This window comes from Dietzia sp. MNB45 (assembly GCF_051994785.1).
GTDB lineage: Bacteria > Actinomycetota > Actinomycetes > Mycobacteriales > Mycobacteriaceae > Dietzia > Dietzia kunjamensis.
This window is the reverse complement of the sequence record NZ_CP163397.1, coordinates 1,992,943-2,013,103: the sequence shown is the minus strand read 5'-3', so window position 1 is coordinate 2,013,103 and position 20,161 is coordinate 1,992,943. Positions and strand designations below refer to the sequence as shown.

Sequence of the window (20,161 nt, the reverse complement as noted above, 5' to 3'; positions counted from 1 at the left end):
GATCACGAGCGCCGGAAGACCGCCCGGAGCCGTTCACGGTTGACCACGCCGATCGCCCGCAGCGGGATCCCCGCCGGGCACACCCGCGAGCACTCCCCGTAGAGCGAGCAGGGTCCGAATTCCTCGTCGGCGGCGCTGACCATCTCGCGGGCGCGGGTCGCGCGGTCGGCGCCCGCGACGGGCATGAGGGCGAGGTGCCCGAGTTTGGCCCCCACGAACAGGTTGGCCGAGCCGTTGGGGCAGGCCGCCACACACGCCCCGCACCCGATGCACGCCGCGAAGTCCAGCGCGGTCTCCGCCGTGTCGTGACCCTGGAGGGTCGAGTCCGCGTCCGGGGCGGCGCCGGCCGGGATTCCCACATGGGCCGCGGACTCGACGACCCCGTCCAGAGCGGAGCGGTCCACCACCAGATCGCGGATGACAGGGAACACGGCGGCGCGAAGGGGTTCGATGCGCAGGATGTCCCCGTCGGCGTAGGGGGTCAGCCGCTGGTGACACGACGGGGTGTTCTCCGCGGGACCGTGGGGGCGTCCGTCGACGGTGACTCCGCAGGCCCCGCAGATCCCCTCACGGCAGTCGGAGTCGAACGCCACCGGTTCGACGCCCGCGTCCACCAGGTCGGCGTTGAGGACGTCGAGCAACTCCAGGACACTCATCTCCGGCCGGGCGTCGTGGACCTCGAACTCCTCGTACCGCCCGGCCATGTCGGGCCCGGACTGTCGCCAGATTCGCAGGGTGAGCCTCATCGGTAATCCCTCGCGGTGGGGGCGACCGCCGAGAACTCCAGCGGTTCGGCGTGGCGGGTAAAGGACCGGGGCCCGCCACGGTCATCGCCCTCGGAGGCCCAGGCGGAGGCGAAGGCCCACCGACGGTCGTCCCGCCGGGCCTCGCCGTCGGGCGTCTGGTGCTCGTCGCGGAAGTGGGCGCCGCACGACTCGTCCCGGTCCAGCGCATCCACGCACATCAGTTCCGCCAGTTCGAGGAAGTCGGCGACCCGCCCGGCCAGTTCGAGCACCTGGTTGAGGTGACCGCCTGCGCCCGTGACCCGCAGGTCGGTCCAGAACCGGGTCCGCAGGTCACGGATGCGCTCGAGCGCCCGGGTCAGGCCGTCGGCCGTTCGTGTGACGCCGCAGCCCGAGTAGAGGATCTCGCCGAGCTCACGGTGGAAGTGTTCGGGCCCGGTCGAGCCGCCCACCGCGAGCAGGTTCCGCACCCGCGTCCGGGCGCGGGCCACGGCGGCCACGACCACCTCGTCGTCGTCGCCCGGCAGGTCGTCCCCGAGGCGGGTGGCCAGGTGCGCCGGCACCGAGTACGGAAGGGTGAACCACCCGTCGACGCTCGCGCTGAGCAGGGAATTCGCACCGAGTCGGTTCGCGCCGTGATACGCCCAGCCGCATTCGCCGCCGACGAACAGGCCGGGGATCGACGTCTGCAGGTCGAAGTCGCTCCACAGCCCGCCCATCGTGAAGTGGCACGTCGGCGCGATGCGCATGGGTACGGCGTACGGGTCCTCGCCGGTGGCGTGGGCGTACATCTCGAACAGGTTGCCGTAGCGCTCGGTGATCGTCCGGCGCCCGTCGCGGGACAGGGCGTCACGGAAGTCCAGGTAGACGGAGTTGCGGCGTGGCCCCACCCCTCGCCCGGCACGGATCTCGGAGGTGATCGCCCGGGAGGCCACGTCGCGGGGCACGAGGTTGCCGAAGGCGGGATATCGGCGCTCGAGAAAGAAGTCGCGGTCGGCGTCCGGGATCTCCCCGGGCGGCCGGTCGTCGCCGTCGTGGAGCGGGACCCAGACGCGGCCGTCGTTGCGCAACGATTCGCTCATGAGGATCGTCTTGGCCTGCCAGTCGTTGTCCTTGGGCAGCGCGGTGGGGTGGAACTGCACGAACGACGGTGAGGCGAACAGGGCCCCCCGCTGGTGCGCGCGCCACACCGCCGAGGCGTTGGAGTGGATCGCGAGCGTGGAGTCGTGGAAGACGGTCCCGTAGCCACCGGTCGCGAGGACGACCGCGTGCGCGGTCTCGGCCCGGATGTGGCCGGACACCAGGTCACGGACCACCACACCGTGGCACCCCGAATCGTCGACGACGAGGTCGAGCATCTCGTGGCGGGTGTGCAGCGTGACGGCGCCGGCACGGATCTGCCGCTGCAGGGCCGAGACGCCCGCGAGCTGGAGTTGTTGGCCGGTCTGACCGCGGGAGTAGTACGTGCGCGAGACCTGCACGCCGCCGAAGGACCGGGTCGACAGGACGCCGCCGTACTCGCGTGCGAAGGGGGTCCCGATGGCGGAGAAGTGATCGATCACCCGCGCGGATTCCTCGCCCAGCCGGAACGCCTCGGCCTCCCGCCCACGGAAGTCCCCGCCCGAGACGGTGTCGGCGACGAACCTGGCCACGGAGTCTCCGTCCACCCGGCGGCCGCGGGCGGCGTTGATCCCGCCCTGGGCGGCCACGGAATGCGCGCGCCGGGCGGCGTCGTGGTAGGTGAACGCGGTGACCCGGTAGCCGAGTTCGCCGAGGGCGGCCGCCGTGCCGGCCCCGGCCAGGCCCGTGCCGATCACCACCACGTGGAGGTGGCGGCGGTTGGCCGGCGCGACCAGGCGGTAGGCGTCGCGACGCCTCGCCCAAGCGGAGGCCGGGTCGCCCCCGGGTGTGCCGGAGCTCAGCACGTGTCCCTGTCGTGCGTCGGGCACGAGGACGGGGGGCGGGGTGAAGGTCACGTCAACCACCCGGCCTGGACCGCGATCGGGATAGCGGCGTTGCCCAGCAGCACGGCCACCGCGGCGATCCCGCCCACGGTCGTGATCACCGCCCGGCTCCGGGCGCCGGTCACCCCGAGGTCGCCGGCGGCGGTGCGGACCCCGTGGGCGACGTGCAGGGCCAGCAGCACCATGGTGATGCCGTAGAAGGCCGCGACCCAGGGCCGCGAGAAGCTGGCGACCAGATTGGCGTACGCCGTGCCGGGCTCGAACGCCTCCGACGCCGCGGGGGCGGTGCCCGTGGTCATGTCGAGGACGTGGAAGACGACGAAGAGCAGCAGCACCACGCCGGTGAGCAGCATCGAGCGGGCGCCGAACGAGCCGGCCGTCAGGCCTGTCCGCCGACGGTGCGGGCCCGCGGACGCGTGGGAGCGCCGCACCAGCACGACCGCGCACCAGACGTGCGCCACCAGGCCCAGGACCAGCACGACGCGCAACGCCCACAGGACGCCCTCGTGGGGGACGAGGGGGTACAGCAACGTCCGCAGCCACGCGGCGTAGGCGTCGAAACCCGTGGCCCCGCCGAACACTTTGAGATTGCCGACCATGTGCACCACCACGAAGGCGGTGAAGAGCAACCCCGTCACCGCCATGATGGTCTTGGCGAGCCAGGTGGGCGGGGCCGGGGCCCGGCGGAGGGGGCGCCGGCGTACGGACGTACCCCCTGGCTGGGCGGCGAGCTCGACCACGTGGGCTCCTCCCCGGACGACGACAGGCGCCAGTCTAGGTCCGCCACAGCCCCCCGGGACCGAGATGACGACGGGTGCGGTCGGCCATACTGGGCACCGTGACTACCACCACCTGGATCATCATCGCCGTCGCCGCGGTGCTGCTGCTGGCCATCATCGCCCTCGTCGTGGGTCTGCAGCTGCGCAAGAAGCGGCAGATCTCCCTCACCAGGGCCGCCGAGCGCAAGGAGCTCACCCGCGAGGAGCGCTCCGGCAACTATCAGGCCGGGACGGGGTTCTCGTTCGCCCAGGGAGGGGGCGGCGCCACGGCGGCCCCGCCCAGGGAGCCGGTGCGCCGTGACCCGACGCCGCGGGAGGACCTGCCGCCGGCGACACCGGCCCCACGGCCCCCCGCGCCGTCGTCTCCTGCGACGGGGGCGGCCCCCGCCGCCGAACCCGCCGCCGAACCCGCGACCGCGCCGGATACCGCGCCCGAGACTGCCGTCCCCGCGCCCGAGCCGGACGTCGATCCCGGCCCGACCGAGGCCACCGAGGTCGTCGAGCCCGCCCCGGTCGAACCCGTCGTGGTCCCCCCCGAGGTGCCCGACGAGGAGATCCCGGCGCCCCCGGAGACGGTCACCGGGACCCCGGAGCCGGTCGCCCCGGTCGAGCGCATCGACCCGGCCGCCGGCCGCCTCGACCGCCTGCGGGGCCGCCTCGCGCGGTCGCAGAACACCGTGGGCCAGGGGCTGCTGGGTCTCCTCGGCGCCGGCGATCTCGACGAGGACGCCTGGGAGGAGATCGAGGACACGCTGATCATGGCCGACCTCGGTTCGGCCACCACCGAGCTCGTCGTGGACCGCCTGCGGGCGGAGATCGCCACCCGACAGGTCCGCACCGAGGCCGAGGTGCGCGATCTGCTGCGGCAGACCCTCATCGACAACCTCCACCCCGAACTCGACCGCTCGCTGCGTGCGCTGCCGAACGACGGGACGCCGGCCGTCCTCCTCGTCGTCGGCGTCAACGGCACCGGCAAGACCACCACCACCGGCAAACTCGCCCGCGTCCTCGTCGCCGACGGTCGCGAGATCCTCCTCGGCGCCGCGGACACGTTCCGCGCCGCCGCCGCGGATCAGCTCCAGACCTGGGCCGAGCGGGTGGGCGCCGAGGTGGTCCGCGGCAAGGAGGGCGCGGATCCCGCCTCCGTCGCCTTCGACGCGGTCACCCGCGGGGTCGAGACCGGCGTGGACGCCGTGCTCGTGGACACCGCCGGTCGCCTCCACACCAAGACCGGGCTCATGGACGAGCTCGGCAAGGTCAAGAGGGTGGTGGAGAAGAAGACCCCCGTCGACGAGGTCCTGTTGGTGATCGACGCCACCACCGGGCAGAACGGGCTCATGCAGGCGCGCGTGTTCAAGGAGGTCGTCGACATCACCGGTGTCGTGCTCACCAAGCTCGACGGCACCGCCAAGGGCGGCATCGTGTTCCAGGTCCAGCACGAGTTGGGCGTGCCCGTGAAGCTCGTCGGACTGGGCGAGGGGGCCGACGACCTCGCGCCGTTCACCCCCGAGGCCTTCGTCGACGCGTTGCTCGGCACGTAGGTCCCGGGCGACGCGGCCGGGATACGCGCCCGGGCGGCCGGGACACACGACCGGAACAGGGGACCCGAGCGCGTTACAACCCCGAAACATCAGGGCACATCCGGTGCAACACGACCAAGGAAATCTTCATGTCGACGGGGAGCGAAGAGTCGCTCACCACGTACGAGACGAGGAGGACCGCACCGTGATAGGTGACAGTGTCGCGTTGCTCGCCCAGGAGGCGACGCCGGAGATCGATACGGGAGACACGGCCTGGATGCTCATCGCAGCATCCCTGGTACTGCTCATGACGCCCGCCCTGGCGCTCTTCTACGGCGGCATGTCCCGGCAGAAGTCCGTGCTGAACATGATGATGATGTCGTTCGGCGCGATGGGCGTGGTCGGCGTGATCTACCTGCTGTGGGGATGGTCGATGTCCTACGGCAGCGAGTCGGTCCTGGGGCTGTTCGCCAACCCCTTCGAAATGTTCGGGCTCTCCGGGGTGATCGGTGACGCGACCGAATGGGCGGTCTCCGGCTCCGGCGCCTACCCGCAGGTCGTCGACGTCGCCTTCCAGGTGACCTTCGCGATCATCACCGTCGCGCTCATCTCGGGCGCGATCGCCGAGCGCGCCCGGTTCGGCACCTGGCTGGCGTTCGTCGGCGTCTGGGTGACCCTGGCGTACTTCCCGCTCGCCCACATGGTGTGGGGCGGCGGACTGCTCTCCCACTCGGACAGCGGACTGGCGGCCATGATCTTCGGGACCGTCGACGACGGCGAGGGCGGGCTGACCGCCGCCGTCGCGCCCGTCGACTTCGCCGGCGGAACCGTCGTGCACATCAACGCCGGTATGGCCGCGCTCGTCCTGGTCCTGCTCATCGGCAAGCGGCTCGAGTTCGGCCGTACGGCCTACCGCCCGCACAACCTGCCGCTGGTCATGCTCGGCGCCGCCCTGCTGTGGTTCGGCTGGTTCGGGTTCAACGCCGGTTCCGCGTTCGGTGCCAACGGTGCGGCGGGCCTGGCGTGGGTCAACACCACCGCCGCCACCGCCGCCGCGATGCTCGGCTGGCTCCTCGCGGAGCGTATCCGTGACGGCCACGCCACCAGCCTCGGTGCCGCCTCCGGCGTGGTCGCCGGCCTCGTGGCCATCACCCCCGCCGCCGGTTCCGTCCACCCGCTCGGCGCGATCGCCCTCGGTGCGATCGCGGGCGTGCTGTCCGCGCTGGCCGTGGGCCTCAAGCACCGCTTCGGCTACGACGACGCCCTGGACGTGGTGGGCGTGCATCTGGTCGCAGGACTCTGGGGCACCATCGCCATTGGCCTGTTCGCCACCGGCACCTTCGGAACGGACGCGGGAATGTTCTACTCCGCGGACGGCTGGCGACTCCTGGTGGTCCAGATCGTGATCGCCGTGGCCGCCCTCGTGTTCACCGCGATCATGACCGCGATCGCCTGGGCGATCTGCCGGCCGCTCGGCTGGAGGATCGACAAGGCCGACGAGCAGGCGGGCATCGACGGTGCCCAGCACGCCGAGAGCGCGTACGAGGCCTCCACCAACGCGCTCATCCGCTGAGCCGACCCCTTCGAAAGGAACCCACGACATGAAGCTCGTCACCGCGATCGTCAAACCGTTCACGATCGACGACGTCAAGGCAGCACTGGAGCAGGCCGGTATCCACGGCCTCACCATCAGCGAGGTCCAGGGATACGGACGCCAGAAGGGCCACACCGAGGTCTACCGCGGCGCCGAGTACGCCGTGGACTTCGTCCCCAAGATCAGGGTGGAGGTGGTGGTCGACGACGAGACCGCCGGCACCGCGGTCCAACTGATCGTCGACGCGGCCCGGACCGGAAAGATCGGCGACGGCAAGGTCTGGTTGACCCCCGTCGAGAGCATCGTGCGCGTCCGCACCGGTGAGGAGGGCACGTCCGCGATCTGACCCTCGGGCAGAACCCGACGCGCGGTCGCCCCGTCACAGGGGCGGCCGCGCGCCGTCGTGTACTGCGGAGGCCACCCTCGCCCGGTCCCGCGCAGACCGTGCGCAGCCGTTCACAAAGGTGAAACCTGTACGCCCCGAGGCGGTGACACGGAGGCGACATTCTGGACCCGACGGATGAGGGAAGGGGAGTGCCATGGCGGTCACGGCCGACGGCGAGCGCGCCACGGCGCTGCGGGCGGGACGCGAGCGGATCCTCTCCGCCCCGCGCGAGAGCCTGCCCGCCGCGTCCCTGAGGGATGCCCTGTGCGAACTCTACGAGATGGAGCTGGGACGGCTCGCCGACGAGGCCGGAATCGGCCCGGGGTCGGGGTTCGCCCTCATCGCGTTCGGCGGGTTGGGACGCCGGGAGGTTCTGCCACACTCGGATCTGGACCTCGTCCTGGTCCACGAGCGGCGGCCGGACCGTGACGTGGGCGAGCTGGCCGACGCACTGTGGTACCCGCTGTGGGATTCCGGCGTCGGACTCGACCACAGTGTCCGCACGGTCGACCAGTGCCTGGCCGTGGCCGCTGCCGACGTCTCCGTCGGGCTGAGTCTGCTGGACGCGCGCGTGATCGCTGGCGACGCGGATCTGGGAGCGCTCGTCGTGGACGGCGCCCGCCGGCAGTGGCGGGACCAGATCGCCTCCCGCTTCGACGACCTCGTCGACGCGGCGGCCGCCCGGCGGCACCGGGCCGGGGTGATCGCGCACCGCAGCGAACCCGACCTGAAGAACGGGGCCGGTGGGCTCCGCGACGCGCAGCTCGTCGCCGCCCTGGGCCTGGCCCACCTCAGCGACGGTCGGCCCGTGGTCCCCGGTGGGATGGCGCGCGCGCACCGGCTGGTGCTGGACGCCCGGACCGAACTACACCGGGTGAGCGGACGCCCCCGCGAGGTGCTGCACGCCGAGTACGGGGACGAGGTCGGCGAGGCGCTGGGCCTGGGGGACCGGTTCGATCTCGCCCGGGCGCTGAGTGACGCCTCCCGGACGATCGCGTTCACCGCGGACCAGGCGATCCGTGGCTCGTGCGCGGCGCTGTCCTCCCGGGGACTGACCGGCCTGCTGCGGAGGTCGCCTGTCCGTCGGCCCCTCGACGACGGGGTGGTGGAACATGCGGGGGAGGTGACGCTCGCCCGCGCGGCCCGCGTGGCCGACGACCCCTGGCTGGCGCTGCGGGTGGCCGCGGCCGCGGCCCGGTTCGGGCTGCCGATCGCGACCTCCACCCTCGGTGTCCTCGCCGAACGCTGCCCCGTCCCGGACGGTCAGTGGCCGGCGGAGGCCCTGTCGGACCTGCTCGTGCTCCTGGGCTCGGGTGAGGCGCAGATCCCCGTGCACGAGGCGCTCGACCGGTGCGGGTTGTGGGAACGGCTGCTACCGGAATGGGCGGGGGTGCGGGATCTGCCCGCCCGCGACCGGGCGCACATCTACACGGTCGACAGGCACCTGGTGCAGACGGCCGTGGAGGCGTCCCGACTCACCACCTCCGTCGCACGCGCGGACCTCCTGCTGCTCGCGGCGCTCCTGCACGACCTCGGGAAGAGCCGGGACGGCGACCACAGCGAGAACGGGGCGGACATGATCCGCCCGATCTGCGCGCGGATGGGCCTCGGGGGCCGCGACACCGAGACCCTCACGCGCATCGTGAGGCATCATCTGCTGCTTTCCGCGACCGCCGCGAGACGCGACCCCGCCGACCCCGCCACCGCCGAGGCCGTGCTCACCGCGCTGGACCGGGACGCCGTCTCCCTCGACGTGTTGGCCGCGCTCACCGAGGCGGACTCGCTCGCGACCGGGCCGACGGTCTGGACCACAGGCCGTGCCGGGGCCCACGCCGCGCTCGTGGCGGCCTGCGGCAAGGCGCTCGGCCCCCGTCCCGCCGCGGTGCAGGCGCCGACTGTGAACGCCTCTCGGCGGCACGGTCCGCCGGACGTCGTGGTGGACCTCCGGGCGGCGGACACCGGCACCACACACGAGGTCACTCTCGTCGTCCCCGGCGGGGGCCGCTCGCTCGCGGTGACCGCGGAGGTCCTGGCCGCCCACAGGCTGGAGATCGTGGACGCGGAGATCGACCTGCGTCCCCCGGGCGGGATGCGCGCGAGGATGACGGTCTCCACCCGCTTCGGAGACCCGGTGGACGGACGCGTACTCCGGCAGGATCTGCGCCGCTCGATCGACTCCGGGCTCCCCGGGCCGCTTCGCGCCGCGCTGTCCCGGGGGGCGGCGCTGGCGATCGGACCCCCGCAGGCCAGATCCTCCGTCCTGATCTCGCACCGGACCGACGCCGACGGCGTGCTGATGGAGGTGCGGTCGGAGGACCGGCCCGGCCTGTTCGCACGGGTCGTGGCCGCGATCATCGAGGCCGGCGCCCGCATCGACTGGGTGGTGGTGCGCACCAGGGGAGCGGCCGTGGAGGACGTGTTCGCGCTCTCCGGCCCCGGAGCGGTGTTGAGTACGGCGGGTCAGGTGGAGGCGTTGCTGCCACGACGTGATCCCACGACGCCCGCCGTGGCGCATGCCGATACCCTGTGATCAGTCGTCGCCGACGACACCGGGAACCGTGCGCGCTCCCGGGCCGCGAACCAGGGAGCTGTTGCCGTGTTCGAATCCTTGTCCGACCGCCTCACAGGTGCGCTCAAGGACCTGCGCGGAAAAGGTCGGCTCAGCGACGCCGACATCGACGCGACGGCCCGCGAGATCCGCCTGGCACTGCTCGAGGCCGACGTCGCCCTGCCGGTGGTGCGCGAGTTCATCGCGCGGGTCAAGGAGCGTGCCAAGGGCGCGGAGGTCTCCGAGGCGCTCAACCCCGCCCAGCAGGTCGTCAAGATCGTCGACGCCGAACTCACCGCCATCCTCGGCGGGCAGGAGCGACGGATCGAGTTCGCCAAGCAGCCCCCGACGGTCATCATGCTGGCGGGTCTGCAGGGCGCGGGTAAGACCACCCTGGCGGGCAAACTGGCGCACTGGCTCAAGGGGCAGGGGCACACACCGCTCCTGGTGGCCTGTGACCTGCAGCGGCCGGGAGCGGTCGACCAGCTGCAGATCGTCGGTGAGCGTGCCGGAGTACCCACCTTCGCCCCGCACCCCGGGACCTCCGTCGGGGGCGACGGCGAGGTGATCGGTGTCCAGGAGCCGGTGTCCGTCGCGCAGCGCGGATTGGCTCACGCCCGCGCCAAGATGCACGACGTCGTGATCGTCGACACCGCCGGTCGACTCGGCATCGACGAGGAGATGATGGCCCAGGCCCGGGGGATCCGGGATGCCGTCCAGCCCCACGAGACCTTCTTCGTCCTGGACGCGATGATCGGTCAGGACGCGGTGGTCACGGCCGAGGCCTTCCGTGAGGGCGTCGGCTTCACCGGTGTCGTGCTCACCAAGCTCGATGGTGACGCCCGCGGTGGCGCCGCGCTGAGCGTCCGCGAGCTCACCGGGACGCCGATCATGTTCGCGTCCGACGGCGAGAAGCTCGAAGACTTCGACGTCTTCCACCCCGACCGCATGGCCAGCCGCATCCTCGGGATGGGCGACGTGCTCTCGCTCATCGAGCAGGCGGAGACGGTCTTCGACGCGCAGGAAGCGGAGAAGACCGCCGCGAAGATCGGCTCCGGCGAGCTCACGCTCGAGGACTTCCTCGACCAGATGTTGATGATCCGCAAGATGGGGCCCATCGGGAACCTGCTCGGCATGCTGCCCGGCGGCAAGGAGATGAAGGCCGCCGTCGGCGACATCGACGAGAAGTACCTGGACCGCATCCAGGCGATCATCCGCGGCATGACCCCCGAGGAGCGCGCGGACCCGAAGATCATCAACGGCTCGCGCCGCCAGCGCATCGCGAACGGTTCGGGGGTCACGGTCACCGACGTCAACCAGTTGGTCGACCGGTTCTTCGAGGCCCGCAAGATGATGAGCCGCATGGCGGGCCAGATGGGGATGCCCGGGGCGGGACGCAAGAACCAGCGCAAGGGCAAGAAGGGCAAGGGCAAGGGGAAGGGCCGCGGTCCCACCCCGCCCAAGCAGCGGGGGATGATGCCCGGGGGGATGCCGGGGATGCCGCCCGGGATGCCCGGTATGCCGCCCGGCGGGATGCCCGACCTGTCCCAGTTGCCGCCCGGACTCGACCAGCTCCCGCCGGGGTTGGAGGGGATCGACCTCAACGACCTGAAGTTCCCCAAGCGCTGACCGGTCCGCCCGACGCGTCGATTGGTGCCCACCGTCCCGGCCTGTCTAGACTGGTCCGCTGGACGCCGTCACCGGTGGACCCTCGTGGGTCCGTGCCGAACGGCGGTCACCCGGAAGGCGAAACCGGGCCCCGCCAGCAGGGCGGGCGCCGCTGAATCGCCACGTGACCCGCAACAGAAAGCGAGACGCCTCATGGCCGTCAAGATCAAGCTCACCCGCCTCGGCAAGATCCGTAACCCGCAGTACCGGGTCGTCGTCGCCGACGCCCGCACCCGCCGCGACGGGCGCGCCATCGAGACCATCGGTCTCTACCGCCCCAAGGAGGAGCCGAGCTTCATCCAGATCGACTCCGAGCGCGCGCAGTACTGGCTCGGTGTCGGCGCCCTGCCCACCGAGGCCGTCGAGCAGCTGCTCAAGATCACCGGCGACTGGCAGAAGTTCAAGGGGATCGAGGGCGCCGAGGGCACCCTGAAGACCGCCGAGCCCAAGCCCTCGAAGCTGGACCTGTTCAACAAGGCCCTCGAGGACGCCCAGGGCGAGCCGTCCGCTGAGGCCATCACCGCCAAGCGCAAGGCCGAGAAGGCGAAGAAGGACGAGGCCAAGAAGGCCGAGCAGGAGGCCGCGAAGGCCGCCGAGGCCGGCGAGGGCGAGGCCGCGTCGGCTGACGCCGAGACCGCCGAGGCCTGAGACAGATGAATGACATGGTCGTCGACGCCGTCGACCACCTCGTCCGCGGAATCGTGTCGGACCCCGACGCGGTGACCGTCCGGTCGAGTGGTGGTCGGCGCGGCACCGTGATCCGTGTGGCCGTCGCGCCCGAGGATCTCGGCCGTGTCATCGGTCGGGGTGGCCGTACCGCCTCCGCGATCCGGACCATCGTCTCCGCCGTCGGCGGCGACGGTGTCCGGGTCGACGTGGTCGACACCGACCGCTGACCCCGCCCGTACACGTCGGCAATCGGAGGACCTGGACCATCATGGAGCTCGTCGTGGGACGCGTCGTCAAATCGCACGGCGTCCGCGGCGAACTGGTGGTGGAGGTTCGCACCGATTCACCCGAGGAGCGATTCGCCGTCGGGACCCGACTCGTCGGGCGGGTCGGTCGGGGCGATCGGGCCACCGACCGCGACGTCACCATCGAAGCCGCCCGGCAGCATTCCGGGCGGCTTCTGGTGCGTCTGGAAGGCGTCGGTGATCGGGACACCGCGGACGCACTCCGCGGCATGCTGCTGCTCGTCGACTCGGATGCGCTGGAGGATCCGGAGGACCCGGACGAGTACCACGACCATCAACTGGTGGGACTGCGGGTACTCGACACCTCGGGTGCCACCCTCGGCGAGGTGACCGAGATCGTGCACACCGCGGCCGGCGAACTCCTGGCCATCCGGCTGGCCGACGGAGGCGATGCACTGGTCCCGTTCGTCTCCGAGATGGTCCCCGAGGTGGACGTCGTCGCGCGGACGTGCGTCATCGACCCGCCGGAGGGGCTGCTCGACCTGGGGACGTCGTGACCGCTCTCCCCGACGGTGGGGACGGTCCGCTCATGCACCTCGACGTCATCACGGTCTTCCCCGAGTACCTCGCTCCGCTGCAGTTGGCGTTGATCGGTCGGGCCGCCGACCGGGGCATAGTCGACGTCGCCGTTCACGACCTCCGGGGCTGGACCCACGACGTCCACAAGTCGGTCGACGACACCCCGTTCGGTGGTGGGCCGGGCATGGTCATGCGCCCGACGGTGTGGGGCGAAGCGCTGGACGACCTCGTGCCGCCGCCGGGGACGGCGATGGGCGAGCCGGGGGACGGTCAGATCCGCCCACTCCTGATAGTCCCGACGCCCGCCGGACGACCGTTCTCCCAGTCCGACGCGCACCGCTACGCCCGCCGACGCCACCTGCTGTTCGCGTGTGGTCGCTACGAGGGCATAGACCAGCGCGTCGTCGACGAGGCGTCCACGCGGATGGACGTCGAGGAGGTCAGCATCGGCGACTACGTCCTCATCGGGGGCGAGGTGGCGGTGCTCGTCATCGCGGAGGCCGTCATCCGCCTCCTACCCGGGGTGCTGGGGAACCGGCGCAGCCATGAGGAGGACTCCTTCTCCGACGGCCTGCTCGAGGGCCCCAGTTTCACCCGGCCCGAGGTGTGGCGCGACCGGCCGGTGCCCGAAGTCCTCAAGAGTGGCGATCACGCCAGGATCGCGCGGTGGCGCCGCGACGAGTCGCTGAGGCGCACAGCCGAGCGGAGGCCCGATCTCCTCGGGTCGGCCGAGCTGGACAAGGCCGACCTGGCGACGCTCTCGGACTTCGGTTGGGTTCCTCCGGCCGGGTGATTTGAGTCCGCCGAGTAGCGGATGGCACACTAGCGAGGTTGACCTTCCGGGCACCACGTGTGTCCGCTGACGGTCGCGCTGATCCGGGGCACGAACCGGTCGTCCCGCCTGCGGGCGGGCGCCAGGGTCCTCTGTCCTCATTCCTGACATGCAAGGAACACAATGAACACTCTCGACTTCATCGACAACAAGTCGCTCCGCGACGACATCCCGGACTTCCGCCCCGGCGACACGCTCGACGTGCACGTCAAGGTCATCGAGGGCTCGAAGGAGCGCGTCCAGGTCTTCAAGGGCGTCGTGATCCGTCGCCAGGGCGGTGGCGTCCGCGAGACCTTCACCGTCCGCAAGGTCTCGTTCGGCGTCGGCGTCGAGCGCACGTTCCCCGTGCACTCGCCCACGATCGACCGCATCGACGTCCTGGTCCGCGGCGACGTGCGTCGCGCGAAGCTGTACTACCTGCGTGCACTCCGTGGCAAGGCCGCGAAGATCAAGGAGAAGCGCTGACCGTGTAGAGCCGGTCGGACTCGGCCGCCGTCGGCGGTGCGGGATCGGCTACGCTCATCCGGGTGAGCAGCACCGATACGCCTGGACATGACGCCGCCGAGCCGGGGTCCCGTAACGACGGGGCCCCGGCTCGCGGCGTCGAGAAGAAGGGCCAGCCCTGGTACATCGAGATCCCGCTGCTGGTGGTGATCGCACTCGTCCTGGTGTTCGTCTTCCAGACCTTCGTCGGACGCGTCTACCAGATCCCGTCGGAGTCCATGGAACCCACCCTTCACGGCTGCGCGGGCTGCACGGGGGACCGCATCTTCGTCGACAAGATCACCTACCGGTTCGGAGACCCCGAACCCGGGGACGTGGTGGTCTTCGAGGGTCCCGATTCGTGGAACGAGGGCTACCAGTCCATCCGGTCGGACAATCAGGTCATCAGGACCCTGCAGAACATCGGCGGCGTGATCGGCATCGTCCCACCCGATCAGAACGACATGGTCAAGCGCGTCGTCGCGGTGGGGGGCCAGACCGTCGGGGGCTGCTCCCCGGATGGTGCACTGCTCGTCGACGGTCAGCCGCTGGACGAGCCGTACCTCAACGAGGCCCCCTCGCCGGCCGGGAACCCCCTCAATTGTGCCTTCGGACCGGTCACGGTCCCCGAGGGCAACTACTGGGTGATGGGGGACAACCGCGGTAACTCCGCGGACTCTCGCTTCCACATGGGTGACGAGTTCCAGGGAACCGTGCCCGAGGAGAACATCATCGGCAAGGTCCGGGCGATCATCCTCCCGTTCAGCCGGATCGGGACGGTGTCCTCCCCGGATATCAACGCGGGGTGAGCCGGGCACGACCGCAGCGGCCCCGGGATGTCGCCCTTCCCGGCCGGGTCCGGGTGACCCGTCGCGACGGCCGCCTGGCGTTGGAGGCAGCCCTCGCCCGTCGAGGTCTCGGCCCGGTCGCCGGTGTCGACGAGGCCGGACGCGGTTCCTGTGCGGGCCCACTGGTGGTGGCGGCCTGCGTGTTGGGGAACCGGCTCCACCCCGACCTGGCCGACCTGGATGACTCGAAGAAGCTCACCGCCGCCACCCGTGAGCGACTGCACGACGTGATCCTGCGCAGGGCGTCGGCGCTGAGTGTGGTGGTGATCGAGCCGGACCGGATCGACATGCGCGGGATCCACCGGTGCAATCTGGAGGGGATGCGCCGGGCGGTCGCCGCCCTCGACCCGGCACCCGGTTTCGTGCTGACCGACGGCTTCGCGGTCGACGGGCTCGGATGTCAGTCCACGTCCGTGATCGGGGGTGATGCAGTGGTCGCATCCATCGCCGCCGCGAGTGTCCTCGCGAAGGTGACGCGGGATCGGATTATGGTGGACCTCGACTCGCGGTACCCGGGGTACGGTTTCGCCGCCCACAAGGGGTACAGCACCGTGAGTCACGCCAGGGCGATCGAGCAGCTCGGTCCCAGCGGCATCCATCGGATGTCGTACGCCAACGTCCGTCGCGCCGCGCAGGCGCATTCGAGGAGCAGCACGAGATGAGCGCCGAGGATCTGGAGAACTACGAGACCGAGATGGAGCTCTCGCTCTACCGCGAGTACCGCGACATCGTCGGCCAGTTCACCTACGTCGTCGAGACGGAGCGGCGCTTCTACCTCGCCAACGCCGTCGAGCTGATCCCCCGGTCGGCGGACGGCGAGGTCTACTTCGACGTGAGGATGTCCGACGCGTGGGTATGGGACATGTACCGACCTGCACGTTTCGTCAAGTACGTTCGGGTGCTGACCTTCAAGGACGTCAACATCGAGGAACTCGACAAGCCTGAACTGCGGCTCCCGGAGTAGCACCCGGCCCCCGTTCTCCACAGCCCGCGCCGCTTCCACAGGGCGCCCCCGGCCCGATCCGCGACCAGCGGGCCGGGCCGTTTCCGTCCGGCAGGGTGAGCCCCGGCGGGCCCGGACGGACCGGGCGGCCGGGAGGGCTGGCGATGACGGGGGACGAGGCGGTGGGCGGCGAGGCGGCCGGGGGCGGTGTGGATCCCCGCCGACGGACGGGGCAACTCGGTGAGGACCACGCTGCGGGGTTGATGCAGGCCCGGGGCGGGGTGGTCATCAGCCGGAACTGGCGGTGCCGGGCCGGCGAGCTCGACCTGGTGGTACTGGATGCCGCGGGGCGGCTGCGATTCGTCGAGGTCCGGGCGCGCACGGGGACGGGCTTCGGCACCCCCGCCGAGTCGGTGACCCCGGACAAGCAACGGCGTCTGCGGCGGTTGGCCGCCCACTGGCTCTCGGAGAACCCGGGCCGGTGGCGCCAGGTCTGCTTCGACGTGGTGGGCGTGGACCTGGCGGACCCGACTCGGCCCCGTCTCGAGCTGTTCGAGGACGTGCTGTAGCCGTGGCGCTCGGTCGGACGTGGGCTGTCACACTGCAGGGAGTCGGTGGACAGCTGGTGGAGGTCGAGGCCGACGTGGGCCGCGGGTTGCCCGGGGTCAGCATCGTGGGGTTGCCGGACTCGGCGGTGTTGCAGGCGCGGGAGCGGATGCGGGCGGCCGTGATCAACAGTGGTCTGACCTGGCCGTCGGGCAAGGTCGTGCTGTCCCTGTCCCCGGCGGCGTTGCCAAAGAGGGGCTCGGGGTTCGACCTGGCGCTCGCGGTGGGCACGTTGACCGCGTCAGGGGAGCTGCCCGGGGCGGGCTTCGACGGCACCCTGCTGGTGGGCGAGCTGGCGTTGGACGGTCGGGTCCGGTCGGTGCGCGGGGTGCTGCCCGCCGTGCTCGCGGCGCGGGACGCCGGACTGTCCCGGGCGATCGTTCCCGCCGCGAACCTCGCGGAGGCCCGGCTGGTCAGCGGTATCGACACCGCGGGGGTCGACTCACTCGCGATGCTCGCGTCATGGTGCCGGGGCCGGGGAGCCCTGGTCACGGACGCCCCGGAGGTCCGCGCCGTGGGCGCGCGGTCCCACACCGACCTGGCGGAGGTGCACGGGCAGGACGACTGTCGGCGGGCTGTCGAGGTGGCTGCCGCCGGGGGGCACGCCGTGCTCCTGCGCGGGGCTCCCGGGACCGGCAAGACCATGCTCGCGCGTCGCCTCCCGGGGTTGCTGCCTGATCTGGGGGAGCAGGACGCACTCGAGGCGACGGCCATCCACTCGGTGATGGGACGGCTCGCGCCGCGGGATCCGCTGCTACGTCGCCCGCCGTTCGTGGCTCCCCACCACTCGGCGTCGGTGGCCGCCCTCGTCGGCGGCGGCAACAACGTCGCACGCCCGGGGGCGGTGACGCTGGCGCATCGCGGGGTGTTGTTCCTCGATGAGTGCGCCGAGTTCCCCGGCCGGGTTCTGGACAGCCTCCGCACTCCGCTCGAGGACGGCGAGGTGCGGATCGCCAGGCGCGACGGCATCTCCGTCTTCCCGGCCCGATTTCAGCTGGTGCTGGCGGCGAACGACTGCCCGTGTGGCAGTGCACGGCCCGATGCCTGTACGTGCACCCCCGATGCCCGGCGGCGCTACGGACGGTCGCTGACCGGGCCGTTGCGCGACCGGATCGACATCGCCGCACGGACGCTGCCGCTCGGGTCCGGGCTGTTCGCCGTGGACGAGGGTGAGGACACCGCCGCGGTACGGACGAGGGTGTCGACGGCGAGGGCGGCCGCCGCCGAGAGGTGGGCGGGTTGCCCGGAGGCCGCCGGTGCGCGGGCGAACGCCGAGGTCCCCGGCCGCGTCCTGCGATCCGTATGGGGGCTCGATCGTCGGGCGCTGCACCCCCTGGACCGGGCACTGGCACACGGGGTGTTGTCACCCCGCGGGGTCGACCGGTGTCTGCGCCTCGCGTGGACGGTCGCCGACCTGGACGGGGCCACAGTGCCGGGGGAGCCGCACGTGGCGGAGGCGCTCGTGCTGAGAGGGGAGGAGTGATGCCGGTGGAACGGGAGCAGGAATCGGTGGTGTCGTCGGAGGTGCGCGCGGCCTACGCCTACCTGGGCGCGGTGACCGAGCGCCCGACCGCGCAGCTGTGGGACCTGGTGGACTCGGTGGGACCGGTGCGGGCACGGGAGCTGATCCGCGCCGGTCGGGCCGGCGACGCGGTGGCGGCCCAGACCGAGGCACGGCGGGACCTCGTCGACGGGGAGCGGCTGCTCGAGGCAGCCCACGAGGTGGACGCCCGGCTCCTCGTGCCCGGGGACCCGGGTTGGCCGGGGTTCGCCCTCGAACCCCTGGACCGTCCACGCGGACGACGCCGCGCCGGGACGGGCGGGGTGCCCACCGCGTTGCGCCCGCTTGGGCTGTGGTGGCGTGGCCCCGCAGACCCGGGCCGGGTGCTGGGCAGGTCGGTCGCTCTCGTCGGGACCAGGGCGCCCACTCCGTACGGGAGGGCGGTGACCGCCGACCTGGGTGCCGGGGTGTCCGCCGAGGGGTTCACGGTCGTCTCGGGTGGGGCCTTCGGGATCGATGCGGCAGCGCACCGCGCCGTCCTCGGGGTTCGCGGCACCACGATCGCGGTCCTCGCCGGTGGCGTGGATCGGCTCTACCCGCGCGGGAACGACGCGATGCTGCGCGAGATCGCGGAGACCGGCGCGGTGATCTCCGCGCAGCCCCCCGGGACCGGGGTGACGCGGTATCGCTTCCTCGACCGGAACCGGATCATCGCGGCGTTGACCGGCGCCTCCGTGGTGGTGGAGGCGGCTGCCCGGAGCGGTGCGCTGAGCACGGCGGCGTGGGCCACCGCGCTGGACCGCCCTGTCGGCGCGGTACCGGGGCCGGTCACGTCGGTCGCGTCGGTCGGGTGTCACCTGCTGCTCCGGGAGCGGGGTGCGGTGCTGGTCTCTCGGACGTCGGACGTGGTCGAGCTCGCAGGTCGGATGGGGGAGACGGCGCCGCCCCCCAGGGGTGAGCCCGGCGCGTGGGACGGGTTGGACGACGCGACCAGGCGGATCCTCGAGGCGCTGCCCACCTCGGGTGGCGCCGAGCCCGCCGAGATCGCGGCCTCGGCGGGGATCGCACCCGTCACGGCGAGGGCCGTCCTCGGCCGGCTCCTGGCCTCCGGGGCGGCCGTACGGGGCCCGGAGGGGTGGCGCAGGTGCCGGGATGGCGGGGTGCAGATGAGTTTCCCCGTGTCGTGACCCCGTCGCCCGGCCCGGCTGGTCCGGCCCGGCTGGTCCGGCCCGGCGTGCTTGCGCCGGCCCGACGCGAGGGCGACAATTGGTACCCATGGGGCCGGTGAGTATGTCTGAGGGTGATGGGGACACTCGGTCCGAGCCGTTCGGGGGCGTGGTCGACGACTTCGCGGACTACCTGCGCACCGGTCGCTCCCGGTCCGAGGCGACGGTCCGCTCCTACCGCTCCGACGTCCGCGGCCTGCTCGCCCACCTCGCCCGGGACACCGACGGACCCTCCACCGCGGCGGACCTGCGCGGGGCACTCACCCTCCCCGCCCTGCGCGGGTGGCTCGCCGCCCAAGTCGGTGCGGGGGCCGCCAGGTCGACCGTCGCCCGCCGTGTCGCGGCAGCCCGATCCTTCAGCGGGTGGGCCGCACGGACCGGCCTCGTACCGACCGATGTCGCGGCCCGGCTCGAGGCGCCCCGCGCCCGTCGCCATCTGCCCGAGGTGCTCGACCTCGACCAGGCGGCCGAGACGATCCGTACCACCGAGCTCGGCGCGGCCGAGGGGGACCCGATCGCCCTGCGCGACCGGCTGGTCGTGGAACTGCCTTACTCCTGCGGTATTCGGGTCGCCGAACTGTGCGGGCTCGACGTGGACGACGTCGACACCGAGCGTCGCCTGCTGCGGGTGGTGGGCAAGGGCGACCGGGAGCGCGCCGTCCCGTACGGCCCGCCCGCGGACCGGGCACTGCGTGCCTGGCTCGACGGCGGCCGCCCGGCGTTGGCCACCGCCCGGTCCGGCCCGTCCCTGTTGCTCGGGGCGCGCGGGGGGCGACTCGACCCCCGGGCCGCGCGACGGATCGTCAACGAGGTCACCGCGGCCACGCCGGGCGCCCCCCGGGTCTCGCCCCACGCGCTGAGGCACAGTTCGGCGACACATCTGCTGGAGGGCGGTGCGGACCTGCGGCACGTACAGGAGCTCCTCGGGCACTCCACCCCGGCGACCACCCAGATCTACACGCACGTCTCGGCGGACCGCCTCCGGGCCGCCTACCGCGGAGCCCACCCCCGCGCCTGAGCGGGGAGTG

20 protein-coding genes are annotated in these 20,161 nt (G+C 72.1%); 17 read left to right on the top strand and 3 right to left on the bottom strand.

Features of this window, described 5'->3' with window-relative positions:
- Nucleotides 1-2: 2 nt before the first annotated feature.
- The 3 genes from AB5G72_RS09665 to AB5G72_RS09655 are packed head-to-tail and all read right to left on the bottom strand — an operon-like array spanning nucleotide 3 to nucleotide 3,351.
- Nucleotides 3-746 (bottom strand): succinate dehydrogenase/fumarate reductase iron-sulfur subunit, encoded by a 744-nt coding sequence (locus AB5G72_RS09665; RefSeq protein WP_120283504.1) that lies wholly within the window; start codon nucleotides 744-746, stop codon nucleotides 3-5.
- Nucleotides 743-2,719, bottom strand: coding sequence for a fumarate reductase/succinate dehydrogenase flavoprotein subunit (locus AB5G72_RS09660; protein WP_440219755.1), 1,977 nt, complete (start codon nucleotides 2,717-2,719; stop codon nucleotides 743-745). The genes AB5G72_RS09665 and AB5G72_RS09660 overlap by 4 nt, the downstream gene beginning before the upstream one ends.
- On the bottom strand, nucleotides 2,716-3,351 hold the full coding sequence (locus tag AB5G72_RS09655; protein ID WP_082923992.1) for a succinate dehydrogenase cytochrome b subunit: 636 nt from the start codon (nucleotides 3,349-3,351) through the stop codon (nucleotides 2,716-2,718). Before AB5G72_RS09655 ends, AB5G72_RS09660 begins: the two co-directional genes overlap by 4 nt.
- Nucleotides 3,352-3,545: 194 nt before the next feature.
- On the opposite strand from AB5G72_RS09655, the gene ftsY reads away from it, so the two are divergent.
- The 17 genes from ftsY to AB5G72_RS09570 all read left to right on the top strand — a co-directional run bounded on the left by ftsY (nucleotide 3,546) and on the right by AB5G72_RS09570 (nucleotide 20,151).
- The gene (ftsY, locus tag AB5G72_RS09650) at nucleotides 3,546-5,027 is read left to right on the top strand and encodes a signal recognition particle-docking protein FtsY (protein WP_096907220.1); all 1,482 of its coding nucleotides are present in this window, start codon (nucleotides 3,546-3,548) and stop codon (nucleotides 5,025-5,027) included.
- A gap of 256 nt (nucleotides 5,028-5,283) precedes the next feature.
- Nucleotides 5,284-6,579 (top strand): ammonium transporter, encoded by a 1,296-nt coding sequence (locus tag AB5G72_RS09645; RefSeq protein ID WP_067717988.1) that lies wholly within the window; start codon nucleotides 5,284-5,286, stop codon nucleotides 6,577-6,579.
- A 28-nt stretch (nucleotides 6,580-6,607) separates the two neighbouring features.
- Complete coding sequence (locus tag AB5G72_RS09640) at nucleotides 6,608-6,946, top strand: P-II family nitrogen regulator (RefSeq protein ID WP_440219754.1); 339 nt, start codon at nucleotides 6,608-6,610, stop codon at nucleotides 6,944-6,946.
- A gap of 193 nt (nucleotides 6,947-7,139) precedes the next feature.
- Nucleotides 7,140-9,515 (top strand): [protein-PII] uridylyltransferase, encoded by a 2,376-nt coding sequence (locus tag AB5G72_RS09635; RefSeq protein ID WP_440219753.1) that lies wholly within the window; start codon nucleotides 7,140-7,142, stop codon nucleotides 9,513-9,515.
- Between the two features lie 66 nt (nucleotides 9,516-9,581).
- Entirely contained in the window at nucleotides 9,582-11,162 is a 1,581-nt protein-coding gene (ffh, locus tag AB5G72_RS09630) for a signal recognition particle protein (RefSeq protein ID WP_440219752.1), read from the top strand.
- Between the two features lie 192 nt (nucleotides 11,163-11,354).
- Nucleotides 11,355-11,849, top strand: coding sequence for a 30S ribosomal protein S16 (gene rpsP / locus AB5G72_RS09625; RefSeq protein ID WP_120283496.1), 495 nt, complete (start codon nucleotides 11,355-11,357; stop codon nucleotides 11,847-11,849).
- 5 nt (nucleotides 11,850-11,854) lie between these two features.
- Nucleotides 11,855-12,097, top strand: coding sequence for an RNA-binding protein (locus AB5G72_RS09620; protein ID WP_119192748.1), 243 nt, complete (start codon nucleotides 11,855-11,857; stop codon nucleotides 12,095-12,097).
- 41 nt (nucleotides 12,098-12,138) lie between these two features.
- Nucleotides 12,139-12,672, top strand: coding sequence for a ribosome maturation factor RimM (gene rimM, locus AB5G72_RS09615; RefSeq protein ID WP_067717598.1), 534 nt, complete (start codon nucleotides 12,139-12,141; stop codon nucleotides 12,670-12,672).
- A gap of 32 nt (nucleotides 12,673-12,704) precedes the next feature.
- Nucleotides 12,705-13,487 carry a tRNA (guanosine(37)-N1)-methyltransferase TrmD gene (gene trmD / locus AB5G72_RS09610; protein WP_440221486.1) on the top strand — a complete coding sequence of 261 codons (783 nt, stop codon included), beginning with the start codon at nucleotides 12,705-12,707 and terminating at the stop codon, nucleotides 13,485-13,487.
- A gap of 162 nt (nucleotides 13,488-13,649) precedes the next feature.
- Nucleotides 13,650-13,991: a 50S ribosomal protein L19 gene (gene rplS, locus AB5G72_RS09605; protein ID WP_067717600.1), complete on the top strand. Its 342-nt coding sequence runs from the start codon at nucleotides 13,650-13,652 to the stop codon at nucleotides 13,989-13,991.
- A gap of 62 nt (nucleotides 13,992-14,053) precedes the next feature.
- Nucleotides 14,054-14,818 carry a signal peptidase I gene (gene lepB / locus AB5G72_RS09600; RefSeq protein WP_419763249.1) on the top strand — a complete coding sequence of 255 codons (765 nt, stop codon included), beginning with the start codon at nucleotides 14,054-14,056 and terminating at the stop codon, nucleotides 14,816-14,818.
- Nucleotides 14,815-15,519: a ribonuclease HII gene (locus AB5G72_RS09595; protein ID WP_185950417.1), complete on the top strand. Its 705-nt coding sequence runs from the start codon at nucleotides 14,815-14,817 to the stop codon at nucleotides 15,517-15,519. Before lepB ends, AB5G72_RS09595 begins: the two co-directional genes overlap by 4 nt.
- Entirely contained in the window at nucleotides 15,516-15,821 is a 306-nt protein-coding gene (locus AB5G72_RS09590; RefSeq protein ID WP_007632861.1) for a DUF2469 domain-containing protein, read from the top strand. Before AB5G72_RS09595 ends, AB5G72_RS09590 begins: the two co-directional genes overlap by 4 nt.
- A gap of 143 nt (nucleotides 15,822-15,964) precedes the next feature.
- On the top strand, nucleotides 15,965-16,369 hold the full coding sequence (locus AB5G72_RS09585; protein WP_163375889.1) for a YraN family protein: 405 nt from the start codon (nucleotides 15,965-15,967) through the stop codon (nucleotides 16,367-16,369).
- Between the two features lie 2 nt (nucleotides 16,370-16,371).
- The gene (locus AB5G72_RS09580; protein WP_440219751.1) at nucleotides 16,372-17,889 is read left to right on the top strand and encodes a YifB family Mg chelatase-like AAA ATPase; all 1,518 of its coding nucleotides are present in this window, start codon (nucleotides 16,372-16,374) and stop codon (nucleotides 17,887-17,889) included.
- A gap of 5 nt (nucleotides 17,890-17,894) precedes the next feature.
- A complete protein-coding gene (gene dprA, locus AB5G72_RS09575) occupies nucleotides 17,895-19,094 on the top strand; it encodes a DNA-processing protein DprA (RefSeq protein WP_440219750.1) in 1,200 nt (399 codons plus the stop codon).
- Between the two features lie 103 nt (nucleotides 19,095-19,197).
- A complete protein-coding gene (locus AB5G72_RS09570; RefSeq protein WP_440219749.1) occupies nucleotides 19,198-20,151 on the top strand; it encodes a tyrosine recombinase XerC in 954 nt (317 codons plus the stop codon).
- Nucleotides 20,152-20,161: the final 10 nt, after the last annotated feature.

Bases quoted from the DNA above. Each gene is read 5' to 3' on its own strand.
- AB5G72_RS09665 (WP_120283504.1), bottom strand. From the start codon at position 746: ATGAGGCTCACCCTGCGAATCTGGCGACAGTCCGGGCCCGACATGGCC.
- AB5G72_RS09655 (WP_082923992.1), bottom strand. From the start codon at position 3,351: ATGGCGGTGACGGGGTTGCTCTTCACCGCCTTCGTGGTGGTGCACATG.
- AB5G72_RS09645 (WP_067717988.1), top strand. From the start codon at position 5,284: ATGCTCATCGCAGCATCCCTGGTACTGCTCATGACGCCCGCCCTGGCG.
- AB5G72_RS09640 (WP_440219754.1), top strand. From the start codon at position 6,608: ATGAAGCTCGTCACCGCGATCGTCAAACCGTTCACGATCGACGACGTC.
- AB5G72_RS09635 (WP_440219753.1), top strand. From the start codon at position 7,140: ATGGCGGTCACGGCCGACGGCGAGCGCGCCACGGCGCTGCGGGCGGGA.
- rpsP (WP_120283496.1), top strand. From the start codon at position 11,355: ATGGCCGTCAAGATCAAGCTCACCCGCCTCGGCAAGATCCGTAACCCG.
- AB5G72_RS09620 (WP_119192748.1), top strand. From the start codon at position 11,855: ATGAATGACATGGTCGTCGACGCCGTCGACCACCTCGTCCGCGGAATC.
- rimM (WP_067717598.1), top strand. From the start codon at position 12,139: ATGGAGCTCGTCGTGGGACGCGTCGTCAAATCGCACGGCGTCCGCGGC.
- trmD (WP_440221486.1), top strand. From the start codon at position 12,705: ATGCACCTCGACGTCATCACGGTCTTCCCCGAGTACCTCGCTCCGCTG.
- rplS (WP_067717600.1), top strand. From the start codon at position 13,650: ATGAACACTCTCGACTTCATCGACAACAAGTCGCTCCGCGACGACATC.
- AB5G72_RS09590 (WP_007632861.1), top strand. From the start codon at position 15,516: ATGAGCGCCGAGGATCTGGAGAACTACGAGACCGAGATGGAGCTCTCG.
- AB5G72_RS09585 (WP_163375889.1), top strand. From the start codon at position 15,965: ATGACGGGGGACGAGGCGGTGGGCGGCGAGGCGGCCGGGGGCGGTGTG.
- AB5G72_RS09570 (WP_440219749.1), top strand. From the start codon at position 19,198: ATGTCTGAGGGTGATGGGGACACTCGGTCCGAGCCGTTCGGGGGCGTG.